The organism is Kitasatospora sp. NPDC058965 (assembly GCF_042741245.1).
Classification (GTDB): domain Bacteria; phylum Actinomycetota; class Actinomycetes; order Streptomycetales; family Streptomycetaceae; genus Kitasatospora.
The window spans coordinates 21,097-45,221 of record NZ_JBHYKG010000014.1 but is presented as its reverse complement, the minus strand read 5'-3'; the positions used below and the strand labels follow the sequence as shown (position 1 = coordinate 45,221).

Genomic DNA, 24,125 nt, shown 5'->3' with positions numbered 1-24,125 from the left:
GTGGTGGCCCGCAACACTCGCCGTGATCTGCAATTGTCCGGCTATCGAACAGTCATATCCACTCAGTGCCATTCATTCTGGCTGTTGACCCCTTGTGGCCGGGGGCAGCGGCGCGATGGAATGCGTGGGCTTGTCGGGACGGGCGTTCCTGCAGACACGCGTGCGTCCGACCCCTGTACGCGCGTGCGGGAAGCGCCCCCTGACGTCTCATCAGACGAAGGGATGTTCATGATCGGCTGGCGCAACCCGCGCACAACGCAGCTCGCAGCCGCCACGCTCACTGCCGCCTCCCTGGTGCTCTCCTTCGGGACCAGCGCCAGCGGCGCCCCGGTCGCCCCCGCTCCGAACGCCCAGGCGGCGTCGGAGAGCGGAGCTCCGGCTCCGGTGATCGTGGTCCTCAAGGACCAGCTCTCCAGCACCCCGGCCGACTCCGGCCACCTGGACGCCCGCCGCAAGGCGACCGGTCAGGCCCAGGCCCCGCTGCTCGCCAAGGTCCGGGCCAACGGCGGCACCGGGATCAAGACCTTCGTGGTCGGCAACGCCTTCTCGGCCACCGTGAGCCCCGCCCTGCGGGCCCAGCTCGCGGCCGACCCGGCCGTCGCCTCGGTGATCGCGGACGAGACCGTCAAGGTCTCCCCGCCGGCCGCCAAGCCCACCCCGGCGGACGCCGCCGGGACCGGCGCCGCCCCCGGGAAGGCCCCCGCCGCGCAGTCCGCCAAGCAGGGCGACACCCAGGACCCGAGCGCGGTCTGCCCGAGCGACCCGGCCAAGCCGCTGCTGGAGCCCGAGGCGCTGTACACCACGCACACCGAGAGCCGCCCCGGCGCGCCGGGCGCGCACGAGATCGCCGACGGCACCGGCGTCAAGGTCGCCTACATCGCGGACGGCCTGGACCCGAACAACCCGGACTTCGTCCGGGCGGACGGCTCGCACGCGGTCGTGGACTACCAGGACTTCTCCGGCCAGGGCTTCTTCGCCCCGTCCGGCGCCGCCGAGGCGTTCGGTGACGCCTCCGCGATGATCGCCCAGGGCCGGCAGAGCTACGACCTGTCGCAGTTCGTCAACCCGAGCCACCCGCTGCCGCCCGGCTGCACCATCCGGGTCGAGGGCATCGCGCCGGGCGCCTCGCTGGTCGCGCTCAAGGCCGGCGGCGACCTGTTCCCGAACTCGGCGATCCTGCAGTCGATCGACTACGCGGTCACGGTCGCGCACGTGGACGTGCTCAACGAGTCCTTCGGCTCCAACGTGACCCCGGACTCCGGCGCGCACGACACCATCTCGCTCTTCAACGACATGGCCGTCGACGCGGGCGTCACGGTGACCGTCTCCTCCGGCGACGCCGGGATCAACGGCACCATCGGCACCCCGTCCACCGACCCGAAGGTGATCTCCACCGGGGCCTCCACGGACAACCAGTCGTACGCCCAGACCGGGTACGCGGCGTTCGGGTTCTCCAACGGCAGCTGGGAGAACAGCCGGATCTCGGCGCTCTCCTCCGGCGGCATCACCCAGGCCGGCCGCACCGTCGACCTGGTCGCCCCCGGCGAGTCGGACTGGGCGCTCTGCTCGCCCGACACCTCGATCTACACCGAGTGCACCAACTACAACGGCAAGGGCACCGGCATCCAGCCCTTCGGCGGCACCAGCCAGTCGGCCCCGCTGACCGCCGGCGCGGCCGCCGTGGTGATCCAGGCCTACCGCGACGCGCACCACGGCCAGTCGCCCAGCCCCGAGCTGGTCAAGAAGTTCCTCACCGGCACCGCCGACGACCTCGGCCTGCCGGCCCAGGAGCAGGGCGCGGGCCTGCTGGACGTGCGCGCCGCCGCCGAGGCCGCCCGCGGCTACCAGAGCCCGTCGGCCGACAGCTCCACCGTGCAGGTGACGACCGGTCAGATCGACCTGACCGCGCAGCCCGGCTCGACCCGCACCGCCGACGTCACCGTGGTCAACACCAGCGACAAGCCGCAGACGGTCTCGGCCGCCACCCGCGACTTCGCCCCGCTGGCCGACGCGCAGCAGACGGTGCAGCTGAACTCCAGCACCGACCAGCAGTTCCCGTACGCCACCAACGGCGCGCCCTGGGTGGCGCACCAGGTGAAGTTCACCGTCCCGGCCGGCGCCGACCGCCTGGCGGCCACCATCGCCTGGCAGGGCAAGCCGCAGCAGGCCGGCAGCAGCACCGTCACCCCGGTGGTCCGGCTCACCCTGCTCGACCCGTCCGGCCGGTTCGAGACCAACACCCGTCCGCAGGGCGGCGCGGTCTCGCCGAACTGGGGCATCGTGGACGTCCCGCACCCCGCCGCGGGCGACTGGACGGCCGTGCTCTACACCCCCGCCGGCGCCAAGGGCTTCACCGGCCCGGTACTGCTGGACACCGCCACCCAGCGCGCGGTCCCGGCCGGCGCCGTCACCCCGCAGGTGGCGGACCTGGCGCCCGGTCAGTCCAAGACCCTCAAGGTCCGGCTGACCACCCCCGCCGCCGGCGGTGACGCCGCCGAGTCCGTGGTGGTGTCCAGCTCCAACGGCCGCACCACCACCGTCCCGGTCGTGCTGCGCAGCCTGGTCCCGGTCTCCGGCAACGAGGGCACCTTCACCGGCAGCGTCACGGGCGGCAACGGCCGCAGCTTCTCGCCGGCGCAGAGCTTCACCTGGGCCTTCGACGTCCCGGCCGGGCACCACGACGTCCGGGTCGGCCTGACCCTGGCCCAGGACCCGAACCTGGTCGCGCAGGGCGTGCTGATCAGCCCGAACGGCACCGTGGCCGACGCCGAGTCCAACGCGGTGCTGGACGCCTCCGGGAACATCACCAGCACCACCGCCGGGGTCTCCGCCACCGCCGTGGAGCCGGCCGCGGGCCGCTGGCGGTTCGTGCTCAACGTGTACAACCCGGTCTCCGGCGCCGAGCTCTGCCAGGACTTCACCGGTCGGATCGGCCTCGACCAGGACCAGGCCACCGCCCCCGGCCTGCCGAACTCGCCCTCGACCAAGCTGGCCGCGGGCAAGCCGGTCGCCGTCACGGTGAACTACACCAACAACACGGCCAGCGTGCAGCAGGTCCAGGCCGACGGGCGGCTCACCAAGCGGGTGAACCTGCCGCTGGTGCCGCTGGGCACCTCGGCCACCCTGGCGCTGCCGCTGACCACCAGCTCGCTGGTGCCCAACTTCCTGGTCCCGCCGGGCACCGACCAGCTGACCGGGGTGGCGGCCTCCACCACCAAGGCGCAGTTCGAGTTCAACGGCCCGACCGGCTCGCCCGACCTGTTCGGCGACCTGACGAAGGCCCAGGACGGCTCGACCATCTCCTCGGTGAAGGCGCCCGGCAGCGCCGCGCAGCCGCTGGAGCCGGGCTTCTGGAGCACCTACGTCCAGCAGATCGGCCCGTTCGACGCGGCGGGCGCCCCGGCCGGCAGCTCCACCATCACGGCCTCGGCGCACACCCTGGCCTTCGACCCGGCGCTGACCTCCAGCACCGGCGACCCGTTCGCGCTCGCCTACAACGCCTCGGCGCCGGCCACCTCGCCGGTGACGGTGCAGCCGGGCGGCTCCGGCGCGCTGACGGTGACCCTGACGCCGCAGGGCGCCAAGGGCAGCGTGGTGCACGGCGTGCTGTACCTGGTGACCACGCCGGGCGGCACGCAGCTGGCGAACAACGCGATGGCGGTCACCGGTTCGGTGCTGGCCGCGATCCCGTACAGCTACACGGTGGCCTGAGCCCCTCCGGCCCCGTCCGCGGCCGCTCCCCACTCCGGTGGGGAGCGGCCGCTCCCGTGTGTGGCACCCTTCCCGGGTGAACCATCGCAATCCCATCGGCGCGCACGTCCCCGTCGCGGGCCGCGGGCTGGTCGGCACCGGCCTCGCGTACAACGACAAGATCGGGGGCGAGGCGGTCCAGGTCTTCGTGGCGAACCCGCGGGGGTGGGCGACGCCGGCCGGCCGCCCCGACCAGGACGAGGCGTTCCGCGCGCAGTGCGCCGAGCGCGGCATCCCCGCCTACGTGCACGCGCCGTACCTGATCAACCCCGGCTCCCCGTCCGCCGCCACCCGCGCCTCCTCGGTCGTCTCGCTGCGCCACTCGCTGCAGCGGGCCCGGGCCATCGGCGCGCTCGGCGTCGTGGTCCACACCGGCTCGTCGATCACTCCGGACCGCCGCGCCGAGGCGATGGCCCAGGTCCGCGCCGACCTGCTCCCGCTGCTGCGGGAGCTCGACGACGACTCCCCCGCCCTGCTGCTGGAACCCACCGCGGGCCAGGGCGCCTCGCTCTGCTCCCGGATCGAGGACCTCGCCGAGTACTTCGACGCCCTCGACGCCCACCCCGCGCTCGGCGTCTGCCTCGACACCTGCCACGTCTTCGCGGCGGGCCACGACCTCGCCGCCCCCGACGGCATGTCCGCCGCCCTGGACACGCTGACCGCCACCGTCGGCCCCGGCCGGCTCGGCCTGATCCACGCCAACGACTCCAAGGACCTGGTCGGCGCCCACAAGGACCGCCACGCCAACATCGGCGACGGCCACATCGGCGCCACCCCCTTCGCCGCCCTCTTCACCCACCCGGCGACCGACGGCGTCCCCCTCGTCCTCGAAACCCCCGACCGCTCCGCCGCCCCGGGCTCCGGCCACCCCCAGGACGTGGCACGCCTGAAGGCCCTGCGCGCGGGCGGCCGACCCGCGCAGCGGCCGCCGCACTCGCCGGCCGACCGCTAGGGTCCGGTCCGGGGGCCGCCCGCCGCCGCGAGCCGCCGTGCTGCCTCGGCGAGTTCGCCCGGGTCCGCCGCCGCGCCGAAGTTCAACCGCCGGTAGGCCCCCGGGGGCTCGGCCGGGAAGAACGGGTGGCCCGGGTCGATCGAGACGCCGGCGGTCCGGGTGGCGTCGGCCAGGGCCGACTCGTCCAGGTGGGAGGGGAGTTGGACCCACAGGTGCAGGCCGCCGGCGGGGACGGTGGTGAGCGTCCAGTCGGGCAGGGTCCGGGACAGGGCGGCTGCCAGGGTGGTGCAGCGGTGCTGGAGGGCCGCGGCCAGGGCGCGCAGGTGGCGGTCCCAGGCGGGGGTGGACAGGAGCTCGACCGCGGCCTCCTGGAGCGGGCGCGCGATGAAGAAGTCGTCCACCCGGCGCATCCCCAGCAGGCGGCGCATCACGGGGCCGCGGGCGGTCACGGCGCCGATCCGCAGACTCGGTGACGCGGGCTTGGTGAGCGAGGTCAGGTGGATGACCGTGCCGTCACGGTCGTCGGCGACCAGCGGGCGGGGCACCGGACGGCCGTGGCCGAGGTGGCGGGCGAAGTCGTCCTCGATCAGGAAGGCACCGGCCGCGCGGGCCACGTCGACCACCTGGGCGCGGCGCGCGTCGGACAGCACGGTACCGGTGGGGTTGTGGAAGGTGGGCTGGCAGTAGAGCAGCCGGGCGCCGGTCATCGCGAAGGCGTCGGCGAGCAGGTCGGGGCGCAGCCCGTCGGCGTCCATCGGCACCGGCACCGGGCGCAGGCCGGCCGCGCGGGCGGCGGCCAGGGCGCCCGGATAGGTCGGCGATTCGACCAGCACGGGGCTGCCCGGGGCGACGGTGGCCCGGAAGAGCATGGACAGCGCCCCCTGCCCGCCGCCGGTGACCAGGACGTCCTCGGGGCCGACGTCGCCGCCGAGTTGGCGGGCGAAGACGGTCCGCAACGGTGCCAGGCCGGCGGCGGGGGCCCGGTGCCAGGCGTCGGGGCGCCGGGCGGCACGGGCCAGTGCGGCACCGAGCGCCCGGGTGGGCTGCAGGCTCTCGTGCAGGTAACCGCCCGAGAGCGCGACGGTGCCCGGCGGCACCTCGACCGTCGGCTCCCCCGGGTCCAGCTGACGACCCGCCAGGGCGACGGCCTGCCAGGAGGTGTCGGGGGCGGTCGCCGTCGAGCGGCGCACGGCCACGTAGGTGCCGCTTCCCGGACGGGTGACCAGGACGCCCTCGGCCGCCAGCAGTGCGATCGCCCGCGACACCGTCACCGGCCCCACGCCGTGACGCCCGATCAGGTCCCGGCTGCTGGGCAGCCGGTCGCCCGGCGCGAGCCGCGCGACCTCGGCCCGGAGGATCGCCACCAAGCTGTCGATACTGCTACCGTCTGACATGAAGGAACAGAATAGCGCTTTCATCCATGACGCGGAACCGCTCCTCGACCTCGCCGCCCTGCGGGCCGACACCCCGGGGTGCGCCTCGGTGATCCACTTCAACAACGCCGGCTGCGGCCTGATGGCCCGTCCGGTGCTCCGGGCGATGCTCGACCACCTCCAACTGGAGGCCGCCATCGGCGGTTACGAGGCCTCCGCCGCACGGGAGGTCGAGATCGCCGACTTCCACACCTCGATCGCCGAGCTGATCCGCACCCGCCCCGGCAACATCGCCTTCGCCGGCAGCGCCACCCACGCGTACGCCAAGGCGCTCTCCGCGATCGACTTCCGCCCGGGCGACACGATCCTCACCACCCGCAACGACTTCATCTCCAACCAGATCGCCTTCCTCTCGCTCCGCAAGCGCCACGGCGTCGCGATCGTGCACGCCCCGGACCACCCCGACGGCAGCGGCGTCGACGTCGCGGCGATGGCCCGGCTGATGCGCGAGCACCGCCCCCGCCTGGTGGCCGTCACCCACGTGCCCACCAACTCCGGTCTGGTGCAGCCGATCGCGCAGATCGGTCGACACTGCCGCGAGCTCGACCTGCCGTACCTGGTCGACGCCTGCCAGTCGGTGGGCCAGTACCCGATCGACGTCGAGGCGATCGGTTGCGACCTGCTCACCGCCACCTGCCGCAAGTTCCTTCGCGGCCCGCGGGGTTCGGGCTTCCTCTACGTCTCCGACCGGTTCCTGGCCGCGGGCCACGAGCCGCTCTTCATCGACATGTACGGCGCGCGCTGGGTGGCACCCGGCCACTACCGCCCGGTCGACTCGGCGGCCCGCTTCGAGGAGTGGGAGTTCCCGTACGCCACCGTGCTCGGCTGCGCCGCCGCCGTCCGGTACGCGCTGCGGGTCGGCCTGGAGCCGATCGCCCGGCGCACCCCCGCGCTGGCGGGCCGGCTGCGCGAGCAGCTCGGCGCGATCCCGGGCGTGCGCACCCTGGACGGCGGCCGGTCCCCCGCCGCCCTGGTCACCTTCGCCATCGACGGCTGGCAGGCCGGCCCGTTCAAGGCCGCGCTCGACGCCCGCGGCATCAACTCCGCGCTCAGCTACCGGGAGTTCGCCCAGTACGACTTCGCCGACAAGGAGGTCGACTGGTGCCTGCGGCTGTCCCCGCACTACTACAACACCGAGGACGAGGTCGACACCGTGGCGGCCGCCGTCGCCGAACTCGCCCGCAGCGCCCGGAGCACCCAATGACCGGACTGCTCGCCGCGCCGGCCGCGCCCACGACGCCGGGCCTGCGGCACAACGCCGACTTCCTCCGCTTCTGGCTCGGTGAGACGGTCTCGCTGCTCGGCACCCAGGTCACCAACCTCGCCCTCCCGCTGACCGCCATTGGCGCCTTCGGCGCGACCGACGAGCAGGTCGGCCTGCTCCGCTTCCTGCAGCTGGTCCCCTACCTCGGCCTCGCCCTGCTGATCGGCACCTGGACCGACCGGGCCCGCCGCCGGCCGGTGATGCTCGGCGCCAACCTGGTCCGCCTGGTGCTGCTCGGCCTGGTCCCGCTGCTGTACTGGTGGCACGCCCTCGACCTGCCGGTGCTGATGGTGATCGCCTGTGCGGTCGGCGTCGCCTCGGTGGTGTTCGACGTGAGCTGGATGTCCTACGTGCCGGTGCTGGTCCGCGGTCCCGAGCACTACGTGGCGGCCAGTGCCAGGATGGGTGCGGGCTCCTCGGCGGCCGACGTGGCCGGGCCGGGGCTCGCGGGCCTGCTCGTCTCCTGGCTCGGCGCGCCGTTGGCCCTGGTGGTGGACGCCGCCTCCTACCTGGTGTCCGTGGTCTCCCTGCTGCTGATCCGCACCCCGGAGCCGCGCCCCGAGCCGGCCGCCGACCGCCACCTGTGGCGCGAACTGCGGGACGGCCTGGCCTGGGTGGTGCGCGACCGGGTGCTCCGGGCCCTCGCCCTGGTCGGGTTCTGCTGCAACTTCTCGATGATCACCACCTGGACCGTGTTCCTGCTCTACGGGACCCACGACCTGCGCCTCGGCTCGGCCGCCCTGGGCGGCGTGTTCGCCACCGCCTCGGTGGGCGGCCTGATCGGCGCGCTGGTCTCCCGGCGGGTGATCGCCCGGTTCCCGCTCGGGCGGGTGTACCTGGTCGCCCAGTCCGCACTGCTGCTCGGCCCCAGCCTGATCCCGGCCGCGGGCGGACCGCGACCGGTGGTGCTCGCGCTGTTCGTGCTCTCCTTCTTCACCAGCTACCTGGGCCTCGGCGTGGCCGGCGTCGTCATCGTGAGCCTGCGTCAGGCGGTGACCCCGCAGTCGATGATGGGCCGGATGACCGCGGCCTTCCGCACCCTGCTGTTCGGCGGCGGCTCGCTGGGCGGCCTCGCCGCCGGTCTGCTGGCGGGCCGGCTCGGGCCCAGGGACGCGCTGACCGTGGTCGCGGTCGCCTCGGCCGCCGTCGTCCTCGGCCTGCTGCTCTCCCCCGTCACCCGGCTGCGGACCCTGCCCACCGCCGCGGCGCCCTGAGGCACTCGGGTGTGCCCGGCCCCGGTCGGACGGCCGACCGGAGCCGGGCGCCCGGTCGGCCGCACCGCTCGGACGTGCTCGCTCAGACGTGCTCGCTCAGCCCGTCCACCTTCCCCAGCGCGACGATCTGCTCCTCCGGCACGTAGGCCGGCGGGATCTCGCGGCCCCGCCCCAGGTGGTTGAAGAGCAGGTTCAGCGTGATCGCCAGCAGGCAGCCCGCCGAGATGCCCGAGTGGAGGACGGTGGCCAGCTGCTCGGGCAGCGCGTGGTAGAAGCCCGGGTAGGCGATCGGGAAGATGCCGAACGCCAGGCTGACCGCCACGATCACCGCGTTCGACCCCACGCTCAGGTCCGCCTTGCTGAGGGTGCGGATGCCGGCCACCGCGACCGAGCCGAACAGCACCACGCCCGCCCCGCCCAGCACCGGCTGCGGCACCAGCGAGACCAGGCCGCCGACCACCGGCAGCAGGCCCATCAGCACCAGGAAGCCGCCCGCCAGCGCGACCACGAAGCGGCTGCGGATCCGGGTCAGCGCGACCAGCCCGATGTTCTGCGCGAAGGCGGAGCAGATGAAGCCGTTGAACACCCCGCCGAAGGCGGTGGCCAGACCGTCGGCCCGCAGGCCGGCGGCGATCGTCCGGTCGTCGGCCGGCCGGTCCACCACCTCGCCCAGCGCGATCATGTCCGCGGTGGACTCGGTCATCGAGACCACCATCACCACCAGCATCGAGACGATCGAGGCCAGCTCGAACCGCGGCGCGCCGAACGCGAACGGGTGCGGCAGCTCGAAGACCGGCAGCGCGCTCAGCGCGTGCAGGTCCACCTTCCCCAGCGGGATCGCCGCCAGGGTGCCCACCAGCAGCCCGAACAGGATCGAGATCCGCTGCAGGAACCCGCGCAGGAACCGGTTGAAGAGCAGCACCGCGAGCAGCGTCAGACCGGCCAGCCCGAGGTTGCCCAGCGACCCGTAGTCGGTGGCGCGCGCGTTGCCGCCCTGCGCCCAGTTGCCGGCCACGGGCAGCAGCGAGACCCCGATCAGCGTGATCACCGTGCCGCTGACCACCGGGGGGAAGAATCTGACCAGTCGGCAGAAGACCGGTGCCAGCAGGAAGCAGACCAGCCCGGCCACCAGGGTGGAGCCGAAGATCAGCGGGAGCGCGGCCCCCTTCTTGGCCTCCACCACCGCCAGGATCGGCGAGACGGTCGCGAACGAGACGCCGTTGACGAACGGCAGCCGGGAGCCGATCCGCCACACCCCGAGGGTCTGCAGCAGGGTGGCGATGCCGGCGATGAACAGGCTGGCGGCCAGCAGGGTGGTGAGCTGGGCGGGGCTCAGCCCGACCGCCCCACCGATGATCAGCGGCGGGGCCGCGACCCCGGCGTACATGCTGGCCACGTGCTGCAGCGCGACGGCCGACATCCGTCCGGGCGGCAGCATCTCGTCCACAGGGTGCACGGCGGCGACGGCGTCCGCTGACGCCAGCTCCTGACGGCCCATGGGTCCTGGTCCCTTCGAAAGTGCGCGGTGGCTTCGGGCCCGGGAGCGGCGACCGTGTGTCGGGACGGAGTACGGTGCCGCTGGGACGACCCTGGCGGACGGCAGGGAACCGTCGCCCACCAACCGGCACCTGCGGCGACAGGTCCGGCCCACGTGCGCGCTCCCCGCCACGGGGGTCGGCGGGGAGCACGGGAATTCCACGAAGCGGAACATCATTTCCGCTTGAACAGAATGTAGAAAGCGCAGGTCCCTTCGTCAATAGATCCGGCGGTGCCGAGCCGCCGCGCGGCGACTGTTGGAGCTTCGTCCAGCGGTCCTGCGGGCCGCGGCGGCGCCGGTGTCAGTACCGCATCCCCATCGCCCCGGCGACCTCCGCCAGGGTGGCGTCCGCGATCGTGTTGGCCCGCGCGTTCCCGGCGGCCAGCACGGCGCGCAGGTGCGCGCGGTCGGTGGCCAGCTCGGCGCGCCGCTTGCGGATCGGGCGGAAGTACTCGTTCACCGCCTCGGTCACCACCGCCTTGAGCCGGCTGGCCCCGCCGTCGCCGATCTCGTCGGCCACCGCGTGCGGGTCGCGGCCCTGGCACAGCGCGGCGAGCTGCAGCAGGCTCGACACCTCCGGGCGCCGCACCGGGTCGAAGGCGATCCGGCGGTCGGCGTCCGTCTTCGCGCCCTTGAGCAGTGCGGCGGTCTCGTCCTCGCTCGCACCCAGCGGGATCGCGTTGCCCCGGCTCTTGCTCATCTTGGTGCCGTCCGTGCCGAGCAGCAGCGGCATCGCCGACAGCAGCGCCTCGGGTTCCGGGAAGACCGGTGAACCACCGCTGTGGTAGCGGGCGTTGAACCGGCGGGCGATGGTCCGGGTGGCCTCCAGGTGCGGCAGCTGGTCCTGTCCGACCGGCACCAGGCGGGCCTTGCAGAACAGGATGTCGGCCGCCTGGTGCACCGGGTAGGTGAGCATCAGCCCGCTGACCGAGGACTGGCGCGAGTGCGAGATCTCGTCCTTCACGGTCGGGTTGCGGTGCAGTTCGGAGGCGCTGACCAGGCTGAGGAAGGGCAGCAGCAGTTGGTTGAGGGCCGGCACCGCGCTGTGCGTGAAGATCACCGCGCGCCGGCCGTCGATGCCCACCGCCAGGTAGTCCAGCACCAGTTCCTCGACCCGTTCGGCCAGCCGGTCGGCCACGTCGCGGTCGGTGAGCACCTGGTAGTCGGCCACCACCACGAAGAGCTCGGCACCCTCCGCCTGCAGCCGGACCCGGTTCTGCAGGCTGCCGAAGTAGTGGCCGAGGTGCAGGGCGCCGGTGGGGCGGTCGCCGGTCAGCACACGGGGGGCGTAACTGGGCATCGTGGTCTCCTCGTCGAGCGTCGGTTCGGGCCGGCCGTCCGGCCGGGGACCCTGGGCGAGGAGCCATGGAAAAGGGCCGTCCGTCCGGACGGCCCTGGGCATGCGGGATGCGCGGCCGTCCTAGGACGGCCACCAGCTGAGCGGGAGCAGCGGATTGCGCACGGCGCCACTGTAGCCGATGGAAGCGTTCAGTGGTGCGCCGCGCGCAGTTCACCGCGCCGGTGGTCAACCCCCCTAGCGTGAGCGGCCGTCGGCGAATCGGAAGTGAGGACCCTGCCATGGATCACCCCAGCGACTCCCCCGAGCAGCAGAGCGACAAGACCCTCAGCCGGCGCAGCGCGCTGGTGGGCGGCGCCGCCCTGGCCGCCGCCCCGCTGATCGCCGCCACCCCGGCGCTCGCTGACGACCAGTCGGGCGGCGACCGGGGCGGGAGCGGTGCCGACCAGGGCTCGCCGCTGCTGCTCACCCGGCCGGAGTCGCTCGGCGCCCCGGCGGTCGAGGGCCTGCACCTGACCTTCGGCGCCGACCCCGCCCGGGAGATGACCGCCTCCTGGACCACCGACGGCCCGGTCCGCCGCCCCCGGGTCCAGCTGGGCACCCTGGAGGGCGGGTTCGGCCGCACCGTCGAGGCCGACACCCGCACCTACACCGACGGCGCCAGCGGCCGGACCGTCCACACCCACCACGCCCGGATGCTCGACCTGTGCCCGGGCACCTACTACACCTACGCCGCGCTGCACGACGGCGGCCGCCCCGACGCGGGCACCTTCCGCACCGCCGAGCGCGGCCGGCACCCCTTCACCTTCACCAGCTTCGGTGACCAGGCGGTGCCGAGCACCACTTGGCAGCCGGACGGCAAGGGCGGCTACACCTCGGTGCCCAGCGGCATCGCCTCGCCCGCCGCGGCGGACATCGTGGCCGGCATCGAGCAGGTCGACCCGCTCTTCCACCTGCTCAACGGCGACCTCTGCTACGCCAACATCTCGCCGGACCGGCTGCGCACCTGGCAGGGCTTCTTCGCCAACAACACCCGCTCGGCGCGGTTCCGCCCGTGGATGCCGGCGGCCGGCAACCACGAGAACGAGAAGGCCAACGGGCCGATCGGCTTCAGCGCCTTCCAGACCCGGTTCGACCTGCCCGGAAACGGCGGCGACGCCGAGACCCAGGGCCTCTGGTACTCCTTCACCGTCGGCTCGGTGCACGTGGTGGTGCTGCAGAACGACGACGTGGCCTACCAGGACGCCGGCGACTCCTACGTGCACGGCTACAGCGGCGGGGCCCAGGCGGCCTGGCTGGAGCGGGACCTGGCGGCGGCCCGGTCCGACCGCTCGATCGACTGGGTCGTGGTCTGCATGCACCAGGTGATGGTCTCCTCGTCCGACGCCAACGGCGCCGACCGCGGGCTGCGCGAGCAGTGGGGCCCGCTCTTCGACCGGTACCAGGTGGACCTGGTGGTGTGCGGGCACGAGCACGACTACGAGCGCTCGCTGCCGGTGCGCGGCACGGTCTCCGGCTCGGAGACGCTGACCCCGAACCCGGTCGCCACCGCGACCGACGTGATCGACACCGCCCGGGGCACGGTGCACATGGTGCTGGGCGGCGGCGGCACCTCCTCGCCGACCAACGCCAAGTTCTTCGCACCCGGCAAGGCCAAGGTGATCACCGGGGTCGGCGCCGTGGGCGGCAACGGCAAGCGGACCCCCGTGTACGTCTTCGAGGACGCGCCGTGGGTGGGCGTGCGGGACCTGAAGAGCGCCTACGGCTTCGCCGCGTTCACGGTGGACCCGGGGCACGAGCCGGGCGGGACCACCAGCATGCACGTGACCTACTACAACGTGGCGCAGCCGGACGGACGGATCAGCGCGCTGGAGAACTTCGTGCTGCAGCGCAGGCGGTCCGACCACCACTGATCGCCACCGCGCGAGCGGCCCCCACCCTCCCCGGGCGGGGGCCGCTCGTCATTGACAGGACCAGCTTCGGGGGCCAGGCTAAGCAAGCGCTTAGTCACCCTCTCACCCCGAGGACGCCATGACCGACAATCCCCCCGGACTCGACCTCGCCAAACTCCGGGCCCACCTGGGCACCGGGGAGCTGCAGGCCGAACTGATCGAGGGCGGCCGCTCCAACCTGACCTACCGGCTCACCGACGGCACCCACCGTTGGGTGCTGCGCCGCCCGCCGCTGGGGCACGTGCTGGCCACCGCCCACGACATGGCCCGCGAGTACCGCGTGCTCAGCGCCCTGCACGGCTCCGCCGTCCCGGTACCGCGCACCGTGCGGCTGACCGAGGACCCGGAGGTGATCGGCGCGCCGTTCTACCTGATGGAGTACGTGGACGGCACCGCGCACCGGGACAGCGCCGCGCTGGCCGCCCTCGGCCCCGTGCGGGTGCGGGCGCTGGCCGACCACCTGGTGGACACCCTGGTCGCGCTGCACGCCGTCGACCCGCAGGACGTCGGCCTGGCCGACTTCGGGCGCCCCGAGGGCTTCCTGGCCCGTCAGGTGCAGCGCTGGGGGAAGCAGTTGGCCGCCTCCCGCAGCCGCGAGGTGCCGGGCATCGACCGGCTGGCCGCGGCGCTGGCCGACAGCCTGCCCGACTCCCCCGCCGCCACCCTGGTGCACGGCGACTACCGGCTGGACAACGTGCTGGTCGGCCCGGACGACCGGATCACCGCCGTGCTGGACTGGGAGATGTCCACCCTCGGCGACCCGCTCACCGACCTCGGCCTGCTGGTGATGTACACCGACCTGGCCGGGCAGTTCGCCGGCGTCATCCCGGGCGTCGCGCTGGCGCCCGGCTTCCCCTCCGGCTCCGAGCTGGTCCGGCGGTACGCCGCGGGCTCCGGGCGCGACGTCACCGGCGTCGACTGGTACGTGGCCTTCGCCTCGTTCAAGCTCGCCGTGGTGCTGGAGGGCATCCACTTCCGGTTCGCCCAGGGCCGCACCGTCGGGGCCGGTTTCGACCGGGTCGGCGCGCTGGTCCCGCTCTTCGTCGACCACGGGCTGACCGCCCTCAAGGAGGCCTGACCCCGATGGACTTCGCCTTCGACGCCAAGACCGAGGAGCTGCGCGAGCGGCTGACCGCCTTCATGGACGAGTGCGTCTACCCCGCCGAGTCGCGCCTGGCGCTGAACGAGGACTGGTCCACCCCGGCCGTGGTCCGCGAGCTCCAGCAGGAGGCGCGGGCCCGCGGGCTGTGGAACCTGTTCTACGAACTGCCCAACCTGCAGTACGCGCCGCTGGCCGAGATCACCGGCCGCAGCATCCAGTTGGCCCCGGCCGCGACCAACTGCGCCGCCCCCGACACCGGCAACATGGAGCTGCTGGCCCAGTTCGGCGACGAGGCGCAGCGCAAGCAGTGGCTGGAGCCGCTGCTGGCCGGCGAGATCCGCTCCGCCTTCGCGATGACCGAGCCCGAGGTGGCCTCCTCCGACGCCACCAACATCCGCACCCGGATCGAGCGGGTCGGCGACAGCTACCTGGTCAACGGCCGCAAGTGGTACATCACCGGGGCGATGAACCCCGACTGCAAGGTCTTCATCGTGATGGGCCAGACCGACCCGGACGCCGACGTGCGCCTGCGCCAGTCGATGATCCTGGTGCCGCGCGACACCCCCGGGGTCACCGTCCGGCGGGCCATGACGGTCTTCGGCTACGAGGACCGGGACCACGGCGGCCACGCCGAGGTGCTCTTCGAGGACGTCCGGGTGCCGGCCGCCAACCTGATCGGCGAGCCCGGGTCCGGCTTCGCGATCGCCCAGGCCCGGCTCGGTCCCGGCCGGATCCACCACTGCATGCGCGCGATCGGGATCGCCGAGCGGGCGCTGGAGCTGATGTGCCGCCGGGCGAGCGGGCGGACCGCCTTCGGCAAGCCGCTGGCCGCCCAGGGCGTGGTCCAGGACTGGATCGCCGAGTCCCGGGTGCGGATCGAGCAGGCCCGGCTGCTGGTGCTCAAGACGGCCTGGCTGATGGACACCGTCGGCAACAAGGGCGCGCACACCGAGATCCAGGCGATCAAGATCGTGGTGCCGCAGACCGTCGAGTGGATCCTGGACAAGGCGGTCCAGGCGCACGGCGCCGCCGGGGTCAGCCAGGACACCCCGCTGGCCCAGCTCTGGGCCGGCAACCGCACCCTGCGCCTCGCCGACGGCCCGGACGAGGTCCACCGCCGCTCGCTGGCGCGCCGTGAGCTGAGGAGGTACCAGGGATGAGCCTGACGGACGATCAGCTGCGGTCGCGGGTCGCGGCGTTGCTGTCCTCCTGCCCGCCGTCGGAGGTCGACCCGCTCGACTTCCTGCGGGCCAGGTTCGACGCCGGACTGGCCTGGGTGCACTTCCCGGTCGGGCTCGGCGGGCTGGCCGCACCCCGGTCCCTGCAGGCCGTGGTGGACGCCGAGTTGGCCGCCGCCGGAGCGCCGGACAACGATCCGCGGCGGATCGGCATCGGCCTGGGCATGGCCGCGCCGACCATCCTGCGCTACGGCACCGAGGAGCAGCAGCGGCGCTGGCTGCGCCCGCTGTGGACCGGCGAGGAGGTCTGGTGCCAGCTGTTCAGCGAGCCCGGCGCCGGCTCCGACCTGGCGGCGCTGGCCACCCGCGCGGTGCCCGGTCCGGACGGCGTCTGGACGGTGGACGGCCAGAAGGTGTGGACCTCCACCGCGCACACCGCCCGCTGGGCGATCCTGATCGCCCGCACCGACCCGGCGGTGCCCAAGCACCGCGGCATCACCTACTTCGTCTGCGACATGACCGACCCCGGCGTGGAGGTCCGGCCGCTGCGCCAGCTCACCGGCGAGGCCGAGTTCAACGAGGTCTTCCTCACCGGGGTGCGGATCCCCGACACCGACCGGCTGGGCGCGGTGGGCGAGGGCTGGCAGGTCGCGCAGACCACGCTGAACAACGAACGGGTCTCGATCGGCGGTCAACGGATGCCCCGCGAGGGCGGGTTGATCGGCATGGTGGCCGAGACCTGGCGCACCAGGCCCGAGTTGCGCACCCCCGAGCTGCACCAGCGGCTGCTCGCGCACTGGGTGGACGCCGAGGTGCTGCGGCTGACCGGCGAGCGGCTGCGCCAGCAGTTGGCGGCCGGCCAGCCCGGCCCCGAGGGCGCCGGCGGCAAGCTCGGCTTCGCCCGGCTGGCCCAGCAGCTGACCGGCTTCGAGGTCGAACTGCTGGCCGAGGAGGGCCTGGCCTACGACGACTGGAGCTTCGTCCGCCCCGAGCTGGTGGACTTCACCGGGCGCGAGGCCGGCTACCGCTACCTGCGCGCCAAGGGCAACTCCATCGAGGGCGGGACCAGCGAGATCCTGCGCAACATCATCGCCGAGCGGGTGCTGGGGCTGCCGCCCGAGCCGCGCACGGACAAGGACGTGCCGTGGAAGGAGCTGTCCCGGTGAACCTGCTCTACACCGAGATCGAGGAGGAGCTGCGGGCCAGCCTGCGCGACCTGCTCACCGACCACAGCCCGATCGACGCGGTGCTCGCCCGGGTCACCGCCCAGCAGGACTACGACCCGGCGCTGTGGCGGGAGTTGACCGGGCTCGGGGTGACCGAGCTGCTCGCCCCCGAGGTCGGCGGCAGCCTGCGCGAGGTCGCCGTGGTGATGGAGGAGCTGGGCCGCTCGCTGGCGCCCACCCCGTTCCTCGGCAGCGTGGTGCTGGCGGGCGCGGTGCTCGGGCCGACGGAGCGCACCGCCACCCTGGCGGTCCCGCTCTCGCTGGGCGCGCCCACCGTCCGGGCCGACGGCGGCGCGCTGACCGGCACGGTCACCTCGGTGGCGGACGCCCGGACGGCCGAGCTGCTGGTGGTCCCGGTCACGGGCGGCGCGCTCTACCTGGTGGAGGACGGGTTCACGGTGACCCCGCGCACCTCGCTCGACCTGACCCGCCCGCTCGCCGACGTGACGCTGGACGGGGCGCGCGGCCGGCTGCTCACCGAGGACCCGGCAGTACTGGACCGTGCCCTGCTCACCGGCGCCGGGATGCTGGCCTCGGAGCAGCTGGGCGTGGCCGAGCGCTGCCTCACCATGACCGTCGAGCACCTGCGCGAACGCCGCCAGTTCAACCGGTCCCTGGGCTCCTTCCAGGCGCTCAAGCACCGGCTGGCCGACCTCTGGCTGGAGGTGGTCGGCGCCCGCGCCGCCGCCCGGGCCGCGGCGGACGCCCTGGCCTCGGAGGCCGCCGACGCCGCCGTCACCGTCGCGGTGGCCGCCTCGCACTGCGCCGAGGTCGCGGTGCACGCGGCCGAGGAGTGCGTCCAGCTGCACGGCGGCATCGGGATGACCTGGGAGCACCCGGCCCACCTCTACCTCAAGCGCGCCAAGGCCGACCAGCTCGCCCTCGGCACCCCCGGCCGGCACCGCGCCCGGCTGGCGGAGCTGGTGGACCTGCCGGGCTGAGCACCCGCCGCCGGCGCACGGCCGGGGCCGGGCCCCCTCCGTGAGCCGGCGGTCGGCGGCTACGGCAGGATCACCACCCGGCCCGTGCTGGCGCCCTCGGCGACCCGCTGGACGCCCTCGGCGGCGCGCTCCAGCGGGAGCCGCTCGCTGATCAGCGGCTTGACCGTGCCGGCCGCCGCGAGCTTGCCGAGCTCCTCGTGGCAGGCCAGCACGGCGGCCGGGTCCTTGGCGTTGTACAGGCCCCAGTGCAGGCCCAGCACCGAGTAGTTCTTCACCAGGGCGTGGCCCAGCGGCGGGCTGGGGATGGTGCCGCTGGCGAAGCCGACCACCACGATCCGGCCCTCGAAGGCGACGCACTTGGTCGAGCCGGTGTACGCGTCGCCGCCCACCGGGTCGAAGACCACGTCCGCGCCGCGCCCGCCGGTGGCCTCCTTGACCGCGGCCACGAAGTCGGCGGCCTTCCGGTCGATCACCAGGTCGGCGCCCAACTGCCGTGCCACCGCGGCCTTCTCGGGCCCGCCGACGACCGCGATCACCCGCGCGCCGGCCGCCTTGCCGAGCTGCACCGCCGCACTGCCCACGCCGCCGGCGGCCGCGTGCACCAGCAGGGTCTCCCCGGCCTGCAGCCGGGCCCGCCGGTGCAGCGCGAACCAGGCCGTCTGGTAACCGATGTGCAGCGCCGCGGCCTCGGCGTCGTCCAGTGCCGCGGGCGCGGGGAACATCGCCCGGGTGTCCAGCAGCGCGTACTCGGCGAACGCCCCGCTGCCGCCCACCGGGTTGCCGATCACCTTCTCGCCGCCGGGCAGTTCACCGCACAGCTCGACCCCGGGGGTGTACGGCAGCGGCGGCTTCACCTGGTACAGGCCCAGGCACATCAGCGCGTCGGGGAAGTTCACCGCCGCCGCCCTCACCCGCACCAGCACCTGGTGCTCGCCGGGCACCGGGGCCGGCGCGTCCCCGACCAGCCGCATCACGTCCCGCGGCAGCCCCAACTCGGTGACCTGCCAAGCCCTCATGACTCTCCCTCGACGAACTTGCGCTGCAGGTGGTTCATCCCGTCCAGCCAGCGGTCCGGGTCGGTGGCGCGGTGGGCGTAGAACTGCGCCACCTCGGGGTGCGGCAGGATCAGGAACCGCTCCTCGGCGATCGCCCGCAGCACGTCCGCCGCGACCTGCTCCGGTTCGAGCGCGCCGGCGGCCATCAGGGCCTTGCCGACCTCGCCGGACTCCTCCAGGATCTGGGTCCGCACGCCCTGCGGGCAGAGCGCGTGCACCCGCACCCCGCGGTGCCGGTAGGTGGCCGAGAGCCACTCGGCGAAGGCCAGCGCCGCGTGCTTGCTCACCGAGTACGGCGCCGAGCCGAGCATGGTGAGCAGGCCGGCCGCCGAGACGGTGGCCACGAACCGCCCCTCGCCCCGCTCCAGCCACTCGGGCAGCAGCAGCTCGGCGGCCCGCACGTGGGCCATCACGTTCACCTCCCAGGCGGCCGACCAGGCCGGTCCGGGCGCATCGGCGCCGCCGCCGGGGGCCACCCCGGCGTTGGCGCAGAACACGTCGATCCGCCCGAGCTCGGCCCGTGCGGCCGCGACCAGCGCCTCGACGCCCTCCCGGCTCGCCGCGTCCCCCGGCACCGCCACGGCACCGAGCCGCTCGGCGGTCTCGCGGGCCGCCGCGGCGTCCAGGTCGTTGACCACCACCCGGGCGCCCTCGGCGGCGAAGGCCGCCGCCAGCGCCGCGCCGATGCCGCGGCCGGCGCCGGTGACCACCACGGTGCGGCCGGTCACAGCCCGCCGCCCAGGGTCACGCCGCCGTCCACCACCAGGGTCTGGCCGGTGATCCAGGCCGCCGCGTCGGAGAGCAGGAAGGCCACCGCGCCGGCCACGTCCTCCGGTACGCCCAGCCGCTTCAGCGGGTAGGGCGCGGCCGCCTCCTCCTCGCGGCCCACGTAGAGCGCCTCGGCGAACTTGGTCTTCACCACGGCCGGCGCCACCGCGTTGACCCGGATGTTCGGGCCCAGCTCCCCGGCCAGCTCCATGGTGAGCCGGGAGAGCGCGGCCTTGCTGACCCCGTACATCCCGATGCCGGGCGAGGTGCGCAGGCCGGCGATCGAGGAGACGTTGACCACCGCGCCGCCGTGCTCGCGCATCCAGGCCTCGTGGGCCAGCCGGGTCCAGGCGAGCGGGCCGAGCACGTTGACGGCCAGGATCTTGGCGGCGGCGGCCGGGTCGGTGTCCAGCACCGGGCCGAAGACCGGGTTGATGCCGGTGTTGTTGACCAGCAGGTCCAGCCGGCCGAAGGCCTCGATCGTGCTCGCCACCGCCGCCCGCTGGTGCTCGGGGTCGTCGGCCTTGCCGGCCACCGCGACGGCGTGGTCCGCGCCGCCCAGGTCGCGCACCGCCTCGGCGAGCGGTTCGGGGTTGCGGGCGGTGATGCAGACCTTGGCACCGCGGTCGACCAGCTCCCGGGCGATGCCCAGGCCGATGCCCCGGCTGGCCCCGGTGACGAGCGCCACCTGACCCTTGAACGTCAACGTCATGATCGTCCTCACAAGTGCATGAACTCACGGGTAACTAAGCGCTTGCTTAGGATGTTGTCCGCACCGCACACTGTCAACACCGACCGCCACCCGAGCCCGTGCGAGGATGTCGACCATGACCACCGCCCAGCACCTCGCCGACCAGTGGCCCGGGGAGCGCCCCGAGGCCGCGCGGCGGCTGCTGGCCGCAGCCGTCGACTCCTTCGCCGCCCGGGGATTCCACGCCACCACCACCCGGGACATCGCCACCGGCGCCGGCATGAGCCCGGCCGCGCTCTACATCCACTACCCGTCCAAGGCCGCCCTGCTGGCCGAGATCAGCCGCAGCGGCCACGCCGCCACCCTGGACCTGGTCGAGCAGGCGGTGCGCAGCAGCGACCACCCGGTGGAGCAGATGCGCCGCCTGGTCGAGGACTTCACCTGCTGGCACGCCCGCGGCCACACCGTCGGGCGGATCGTCAACTACGAGCTGCGCGCGCTGCCCGAGGAGGACTTCGCCGAGGTCGCCGCGCTGCGCCGGCGGATCGAGGACCTGGTGAAGCAGGTGATCGAGGACGGCGTGCGCACCGGCGCCTTCCTCGGCACCGACTCGCGCACCGCCGCCCGCGCGATCACCGGCCTCGGCATCGACGTGGCCCGCTGGTACAACGAGCGCAGCACCGAGGCCCCCGAGCAGCTGGGCGTGCGCTACGGCGAGCTGGCGCTGCGGATGCTGGGCGCCCGGGTCTGACCCGGCGCCCGGGCCCGACGGCCGGACCGCTCAGATGCTCCCGCTCAGCGTGTTGTCCAGGTGCGGCCCCAGGTACCCCACGTAGACCAGCCCGGTGTGCGCCGTGTCGTCGTGGAAGTGCAGCCGCGGTGCCTTGGCGTTGCCCGCGCCGATCCGCAGGTGCGCCCCCATGAACAGCTCCCCGGCCGGGTCCACCGCCACCGGCACCGGGAAGGTGCGCTGCTGGCGCCAGGCCTTGCGCCCGGCGGTCTGCGTCGACTCGTCCCGGACCACCTTGCCGGGCGGGAAGCCGTGCCCGCCCGGCGGGGTCTCCCGGCACCAGTGCAGGAAGTCCCGCAGCGGCGCGCCGTCGGTGCGGGCCGCCGCGTAGTCCTGCAGCGCCAGCAGCGCGTCCCAGGCGGTGGCCGCCCAGTCCGAGCCGAGCGCCTGCGCGTCCAGCTCGGCGGTGGTCCGCCGGTTCCCGGTGAACCGCACCGCGCCCAACTCGCCCAGCCGGTGCAGCAGCTCCTCGAAGCCGGGCGGCCCGGCGTCGAAGGCGGCCGGCTCGCCGAAGGCCAGTGCCGCCCGGTCCAGCTCCACCAACTGCCGCTGCAGCTCCCGCAGCCGGCTCGCGGTGCGGCGCAGCTCGTCGGCCCGCTCCTCCAGCTCCACGGCCAGCTCGAAGCCGCTCTCCTCCCGCTCCCGCAGCTCCAGTCGCAGCTCGCCGATCTCGCCGAGCCGGGCCGCCTCCTCCTGCCCGGCCTCGTCCAGCAGCTGGGTCAGCGCCGTGTTCTCCGCGCGCAGCCGCTCCAGCTCGGAGGCGCTGGCCTCGGTGGCCGGGCGTGGCCGCAGCGCCGGGGTGTCGACCAGCCCGGCGGGCAGCGGCGAGCGCACCGCCAGCCGCCGGGGCAGCCGGGTCAACAGCCGGGCGGCCCCGGCCGGGTCCTCCTGCCGCGCCGAGCGGCGCAGCAGCGGGTGCCGGTAGGCGTCGGCGAACCGGTCCGGCCGCACTCCGGGCAGGAACGTGCGCACCGCGCCGTCGACCACCCGGTGGTGCGGCAGCGCGCGGTGGAACGCCGGCTCCGCCTGCGGCCCGAGCAGGTAGAGCACCGCGAGCCCGGGCAGTCCGCGCAGCAGCCCGACCGCCTCCGCCCGCTCCGCCTCGTCCGCCACCGAGACCACCACAGTGGGCAACCGCCGTCCGGGGTCGCACAGTTCGGCCACCACCCGGGGCACGTCCGCAGGCCCGATGACGGCCGGCTCGGCCCGCACCGCGGCCAGGCCGTCCCGCGCGCCGAGCGCCGCCAGCAGCGGGGCGGCCAACCGCGGCGGGTGGGCGGAGGCGGGCCGCGCCCCCGGCCCGCCCGGCAGCTGCTCCACCTCCAGCCGGACCCAGGGGGTGGCCCCGTCCGGGCGCGACCGGATCACCAGCAGGGTCTGCCAGACTCCGTCGGAGCCGCTCTCGCGCAGCCGCCAGCGGGTGTACGCGCCGTGCAGGTTGGTCTGCGAGTCGGCGTCCAGCCGGACCCCGCCGCCGGCACCCGGGCCGTACTCCAGCAGGTCCGGGTCGTACTTCTTCACGTCCCGCAGCCAGTCGCGCAGCTGCGCGTCCGCCAGGCCGCCGGTGGTCACGTAGTCGAATCCGCTGGTCACGACCGTGCGGTAGCCGTGCACGTCCACCTGCGCATCCCTCCTGCCTGACGCTGGGTCAGCACAGTGTCACCGCTGGGCGGCCGGATGTCACCCGGTGCGGCCCAGCAGCCGGCGCGCCACGGTGCCGGCGAACCAGCAGGCCTCCGCCACCGCGGGCAGCGGGTCGTCCAGGCTCAGCCAGCCGCGCTCGGTGCCCGCGCGGGGCAGCACCGCCTGCGGCGGCCGGCGGTGGCGCGCGACCCAGCAGAGCATCGAGGGCAGGTCCAACTGGCCCACCACGAAGGTCCGCGGGGTGCGCTGCGGCGCGGGCGGCACCCGGCGGCCGGTCAGCTCCAGGTGCAGCGCCCGCACCACGTCCACGCCGTGCTCGTCCTCGAACAGCCGGAACTGCGCGCCGGTGCGGGGGTTGAAGTCGAGCAGCTTGTACGTCCCGTCGCGCAGGTCCAGCCGCCAGTCCAGGTCGGCCGCCCCGGCGTAGCCGATCGCCCGGCAGAACCGCACCGCCTGCTCCAGGAGGTGACGGTTCGGCAGCGCCACCGCCCGGGTGGTGACCCCGGAGTCGGGCGGCCAGGCCCGCACCTTGCGCCCGGTGAACGCCACCCGCGGCTCGCCGCCCGCCCCGCAGTACAGGTGCGTGCTCCAGTCCTCGGTCCGCTCGGTCGGCAGGTACTCCTGGGCCAGCACCGAGAGCGGAACGTCGGCCACCAGCTCCCGCAGCGCGCCCTCGTTCCGGACCAGCGTGGTGTGCCCGACCACGGGCGCGCGCAGCCGGGTGAAGGCCTCCAGGTTCTTCAGCACCAGCGGGTAGCCCCACTCCCGCCCCAGCGCGAGCAGCGCCGCGCGGTCCGCGACCGCCGCCGAGCGCGGGGTCGGGGTCCCGTGGCGCCGGCACAGCTCGTCCAGCCCGGCCTTGCTGGCGAGCCGGCGCGGCAGCCCGGCGGCCACCGGCGGCAGCAGCAGGTGCGGGGCGAACGCGTCGGCGTGCTCGGCGAGCAGCACGGCGGCCTCGTCGTCGGTGGGGACCGCCACCGCCGGGCGGCCGATCCGCTCGGCGATCGCGCAGATCTCGTCGACCAGGTGCCCGGGCGGCTCCCGCCCGCTGCTCCGGTACACCGCGTACCCGGCCAGGTGCCGGGACAGCGCCACCGGCGTGGTCGGCGCCTCGACCATCGCGTGCACCGCGACCCCCGCCCTGGCCAGTGTCCGCACCACGCCCAGCCCCCCGTGGTGCTGCGGGTAGTGACCCACCTTCACCAGCAGCGCGGGGACGCTGCGGTCCAGCTCCGGTCCCTGCTCCGTCATCCCGCCCTCGCTTCCGGGGACAGCAGTCAGCACCATTCTCGGCGCACCGCACCCGGACCGCCCGCCCACGTCCCGGCCAC

18 protein-coding genes are annotated in these 24,125 nt (G+C 74.3%); 10 read left to right on the top strand and 8 right to left on the bottom strand.

Translation table 11 applies throughout. From position 1 onward, the window contains the following. Positions 1–228 precede the first annotated feature (228 nt). Both ACFW1A_RS04505 and ACFW1A_RS04500 read left to right on the top strand, forming a co-directional pair. The gene (locus ACFW1A_RS04505) at positions 229–3,711 is read left to right on the top strand and encodes a S8 family serine peptidase (RefSeq protein ID WP_380404002.1); all 3,483 of its coding nucleotides are present in this window, start codon (positions 229–231) and stop codon (positions 3,709–3,711) included. Between the two features lie 76 nt (positions 3,712–3,787). Further along, positions 3,788–4,702 (top strand): deoxyribonuclease IV, encoded by a 915-nt coding sequence (locus tag ACFW1A_RS04500; RefSeq protein WP_380403999.1) that lies wholly within the window; start codon positions 3,788–3,790, stop codon positions 4,700–4,702. On the opposite strand, the gene ACFW1A_RS04495 is transcribed toward ACFW1A_RS04500, so the two are convergent. Continuing rightward, entirely contained in the window at positions 4,699–6,096 is a 1,398-nt protein-coding gene (locus tag ACFW1A_RS04495; RefSeq protein ID WP_380403996.1) for a PLP-dependent aminotransferase family protein, read from the bottom strand. The two genes, ACFW1A_RS04500 and ACFW1A_RS04495, sit on opposite strands and share 4 nt — an antisense overlap. On the opposite strand from ACFW1A_RS04495, the gene ACFW1A_RS04490 reads away from it, so the two are divergent. Both ACFW1A_RS04490 and ACFW1A_RS04485 read left to right on the top strand, forming a co-directional pair. Beyond that, the gene (locus ACFW1A_RS04490; protein ID WP_380403994.1) at positions 6,095–7,339 is read left to right on the top strand and encodes an aminotransferase class V-fold PLP-dependent enzyme; all 1,245 of its coding nucleotides are present in this window, start codon (positions 6,095–6,097) and stop codon (positions 7,337–7,339) included. The genes ACFW1A_RS04495 and ACFW1A_RS04490 overlap by 2 nt on opposite strands. Then, positions 7,336–8,613, top strand: coding sequence for an MFS transporter (locus ACFW1A_RS04485; RefSeq protein ID WP_380403991.1), 1,278 nt, complete (start codon positions 7,336–7,338; stop codon positions 8,611–8,613). Before ACFW1A_RS04490 ends, ACFW1A_RS04485 begins: the two co-directional genes overlap by 4 nt. 82 nt (positions 8,614–8,695) lie before the next feature. On the opposite strand, the gene ACFW1A_RS04480 is transcribed toward ACFW1A_RS04485, so the two are convergent. Together ACFW1A_RS04480 and trpS are read right to left on the bottom strand one after the other, a co-directional pair. Further along, a complete protein-coding gene (locus ACFW1A_RS04480) occupies positions 8,696–10,111 on the bottom strand; it encodes a nucleobase:cation symporter-2 family protein (RefSeq protein ID WP_380403988.1) in 1,416 nt (471 codons plus the stop codon). A 340-nt stretch (positions 10,112–10,451) separates the two neighbouring features. Continuing rightward, positions 10,452–11,450, bottom strand: coding sequence for a tryptophan--tRNA ligase (trpS, locus tag ACFW1A_RS04475; protein WP_380403986.1), 999 nt, complete (start codon positions 11,448–11,450; stop codon positions 10,452–10,454). Between the two features lie 278 nt (positions 11,451–11,728). Here trpS and ACFW1A_RS04470 point away from each other — a divergent pair, with 278 nt between their 5' ends. From ACFW1A_RS04470 to ACFW1A_RS04450, 5 genes are all read left to right on the top strand, one after another. Further along, positions 11,729–13,360: a purple acid phosphatase family protein gene (locus ACFW1A_RS04470; protein ID WP_380403983.1), complete on the top strand. Its 1,632-nt coding sequence runs from the start codon at positions 11,729–11,731 to the stop codon at positions 13,358–13,360. Between the two features lie 118 nt (positions 13,361–13,478). Further along, complete coding sequence (locus ACFW1A_RS04465; protein WP_380403978.1) at positions 13,479–14,477, top strand: phosphotransferase family protein; 999 nt, start codon at positions 13,479–13,481, stop codon at positions 14,475–14,477. A 5-nt stretch (positions 14,478–14,482) separates the two neighbouring features. Further along, complete coding sequence (locus ACFW1A_RS04460; RefSeq protein WP_380403973.1) at positions 14,483–15,661, top strand: acyl-CoA dehydrogenase family protein; 1,179 nt, start codon at positions 14,483–14,485, stop codon at positions 15,659–15,661. Beyond that, positions 15,658–16,845 (top strand): acyl-CoA dehydrogenase family protein, encoded by a 1,188-nt coding sequence (locus tag ACFW1A_RS04455; protein WP_380403970.1) that lies wholly within the window; start codon positions 15,658–15,660, stop codon positions 16,843–16,845. Before ACFW1A_RS04460 ends, ACFW1A_RS04455 begins: the two co-directional genes overlap by 4 nt. Next, complete coding sequence (locus ACFW1A_RS04450) at positions 16,842–17,846, top strand: acyl-CoA dehydrogenase family protein (protein ID WP_380403967.1); 1,005 nt, start codon at positions 16,842–16,844, stop codon at positions 17,844–17,846. Before ACFW1A_RS04455 ends, ACFW1A_RS04450 begins: the two co-directional genes overlap by 4 nt. A gap of 59 nt (positions 17,847–17,905) precedes the next feature. On the opposite strand, the gene ACFW1A_RS04445 is transcribed toward ACFW1A_RS04450, so the two are convergent. Genes ACFW1A_RS04445 through ACFW1A_RS04435 form a run of 3 tightly spaced genes read right to left on the bottom strand, consistent with a single transcriptional unit; the run spans position 17,906 to position 20,381 of the window. After that, complete coding sequence (locus ACFW1A_RS04445; RefSeq protein WP_380403964.1) at positions 17,906–18,862, bottom strand: NADPH:quinone oxidoreductase family protein; 957 nt, start codon at positions 18,860–18,862, stop codon at positions 17,906–17,908. Beyond that, positions 18,859–19,629 (bottom strand): SDR family NAD(P)-dependent oxidoreductase, encoded by a 771-nt coding sequence (locus tag ACFW1A_RS04440; protein ID WP_380403961.1) that lies wholly within the window; start codon positions 19,627–19,629, stop codon positions 18,859–18,861. Before ACFW1A_RS04440 ends, ACFW1A_RS04445 begins: the two co-directional genes overlap by 4 nt. Beyond that, entirely contained in the window at positions 19,626–20,381 is a 756-nt protein-coding gene (locus ACFW1A_RS04435; protein ID WP_380403958.1) for an SDR family oxidoreductase, read from the bottom strand. Before ACFW1A_RS04435 ends, ACFW1A_RS04440 begins: the two co-directional genes overlap by 4 nt. A gap of 115 nt (positions 20,382–20,496) precedes the next feature. Between ACFW1A_RS04435 and ACFW1A_RS04430 the strand changes: the two genes are divergently transcribed. Continuing rightward, positions 20,497–21,111, top strand: a complete 615-nt coding sequence (locus tag ACFW1A_RS04430; RefSeq protein ID WP_380403955.1) for a TetR/AcrR family transcriptional regulator — start codon at positions 20,497–20,499, stop codon at positions 21,109–21,111. A 30-nt stretch (positions 21,112–21,141) separates the two neighbouring features. Here the strand turns inward: ACFW1A_RS04430 and ACFW1A_RS04425 are convergent, their stop codons facing one another. Next, positions 21,142–22,770 carry a hypothetical protein gene (locus ACFW1A_RS04425; RefSeq protein WP_380403952.1) on the bottom strand — a complete coding sequence of 543 codons (1,629 nt, stop codon included), beginning with the start codon at positions 22,768–22,770 and terminating at the stop codon, positions 21,142–21,144. A 60-nt stretch (positions 22,771–22,830) separates the two neighbouring features. Next, entirely contained in the window at positions 22,831–24,045 is a 1,215-nt protein-coding gene (locus ACFW1A_RS04420) for an ATP-grasp domain-containing protein (protein ID WP_380403950.1), read from the bottom strand. Positions 24,046–24,125: the final 80 nt, after the last annotated feature.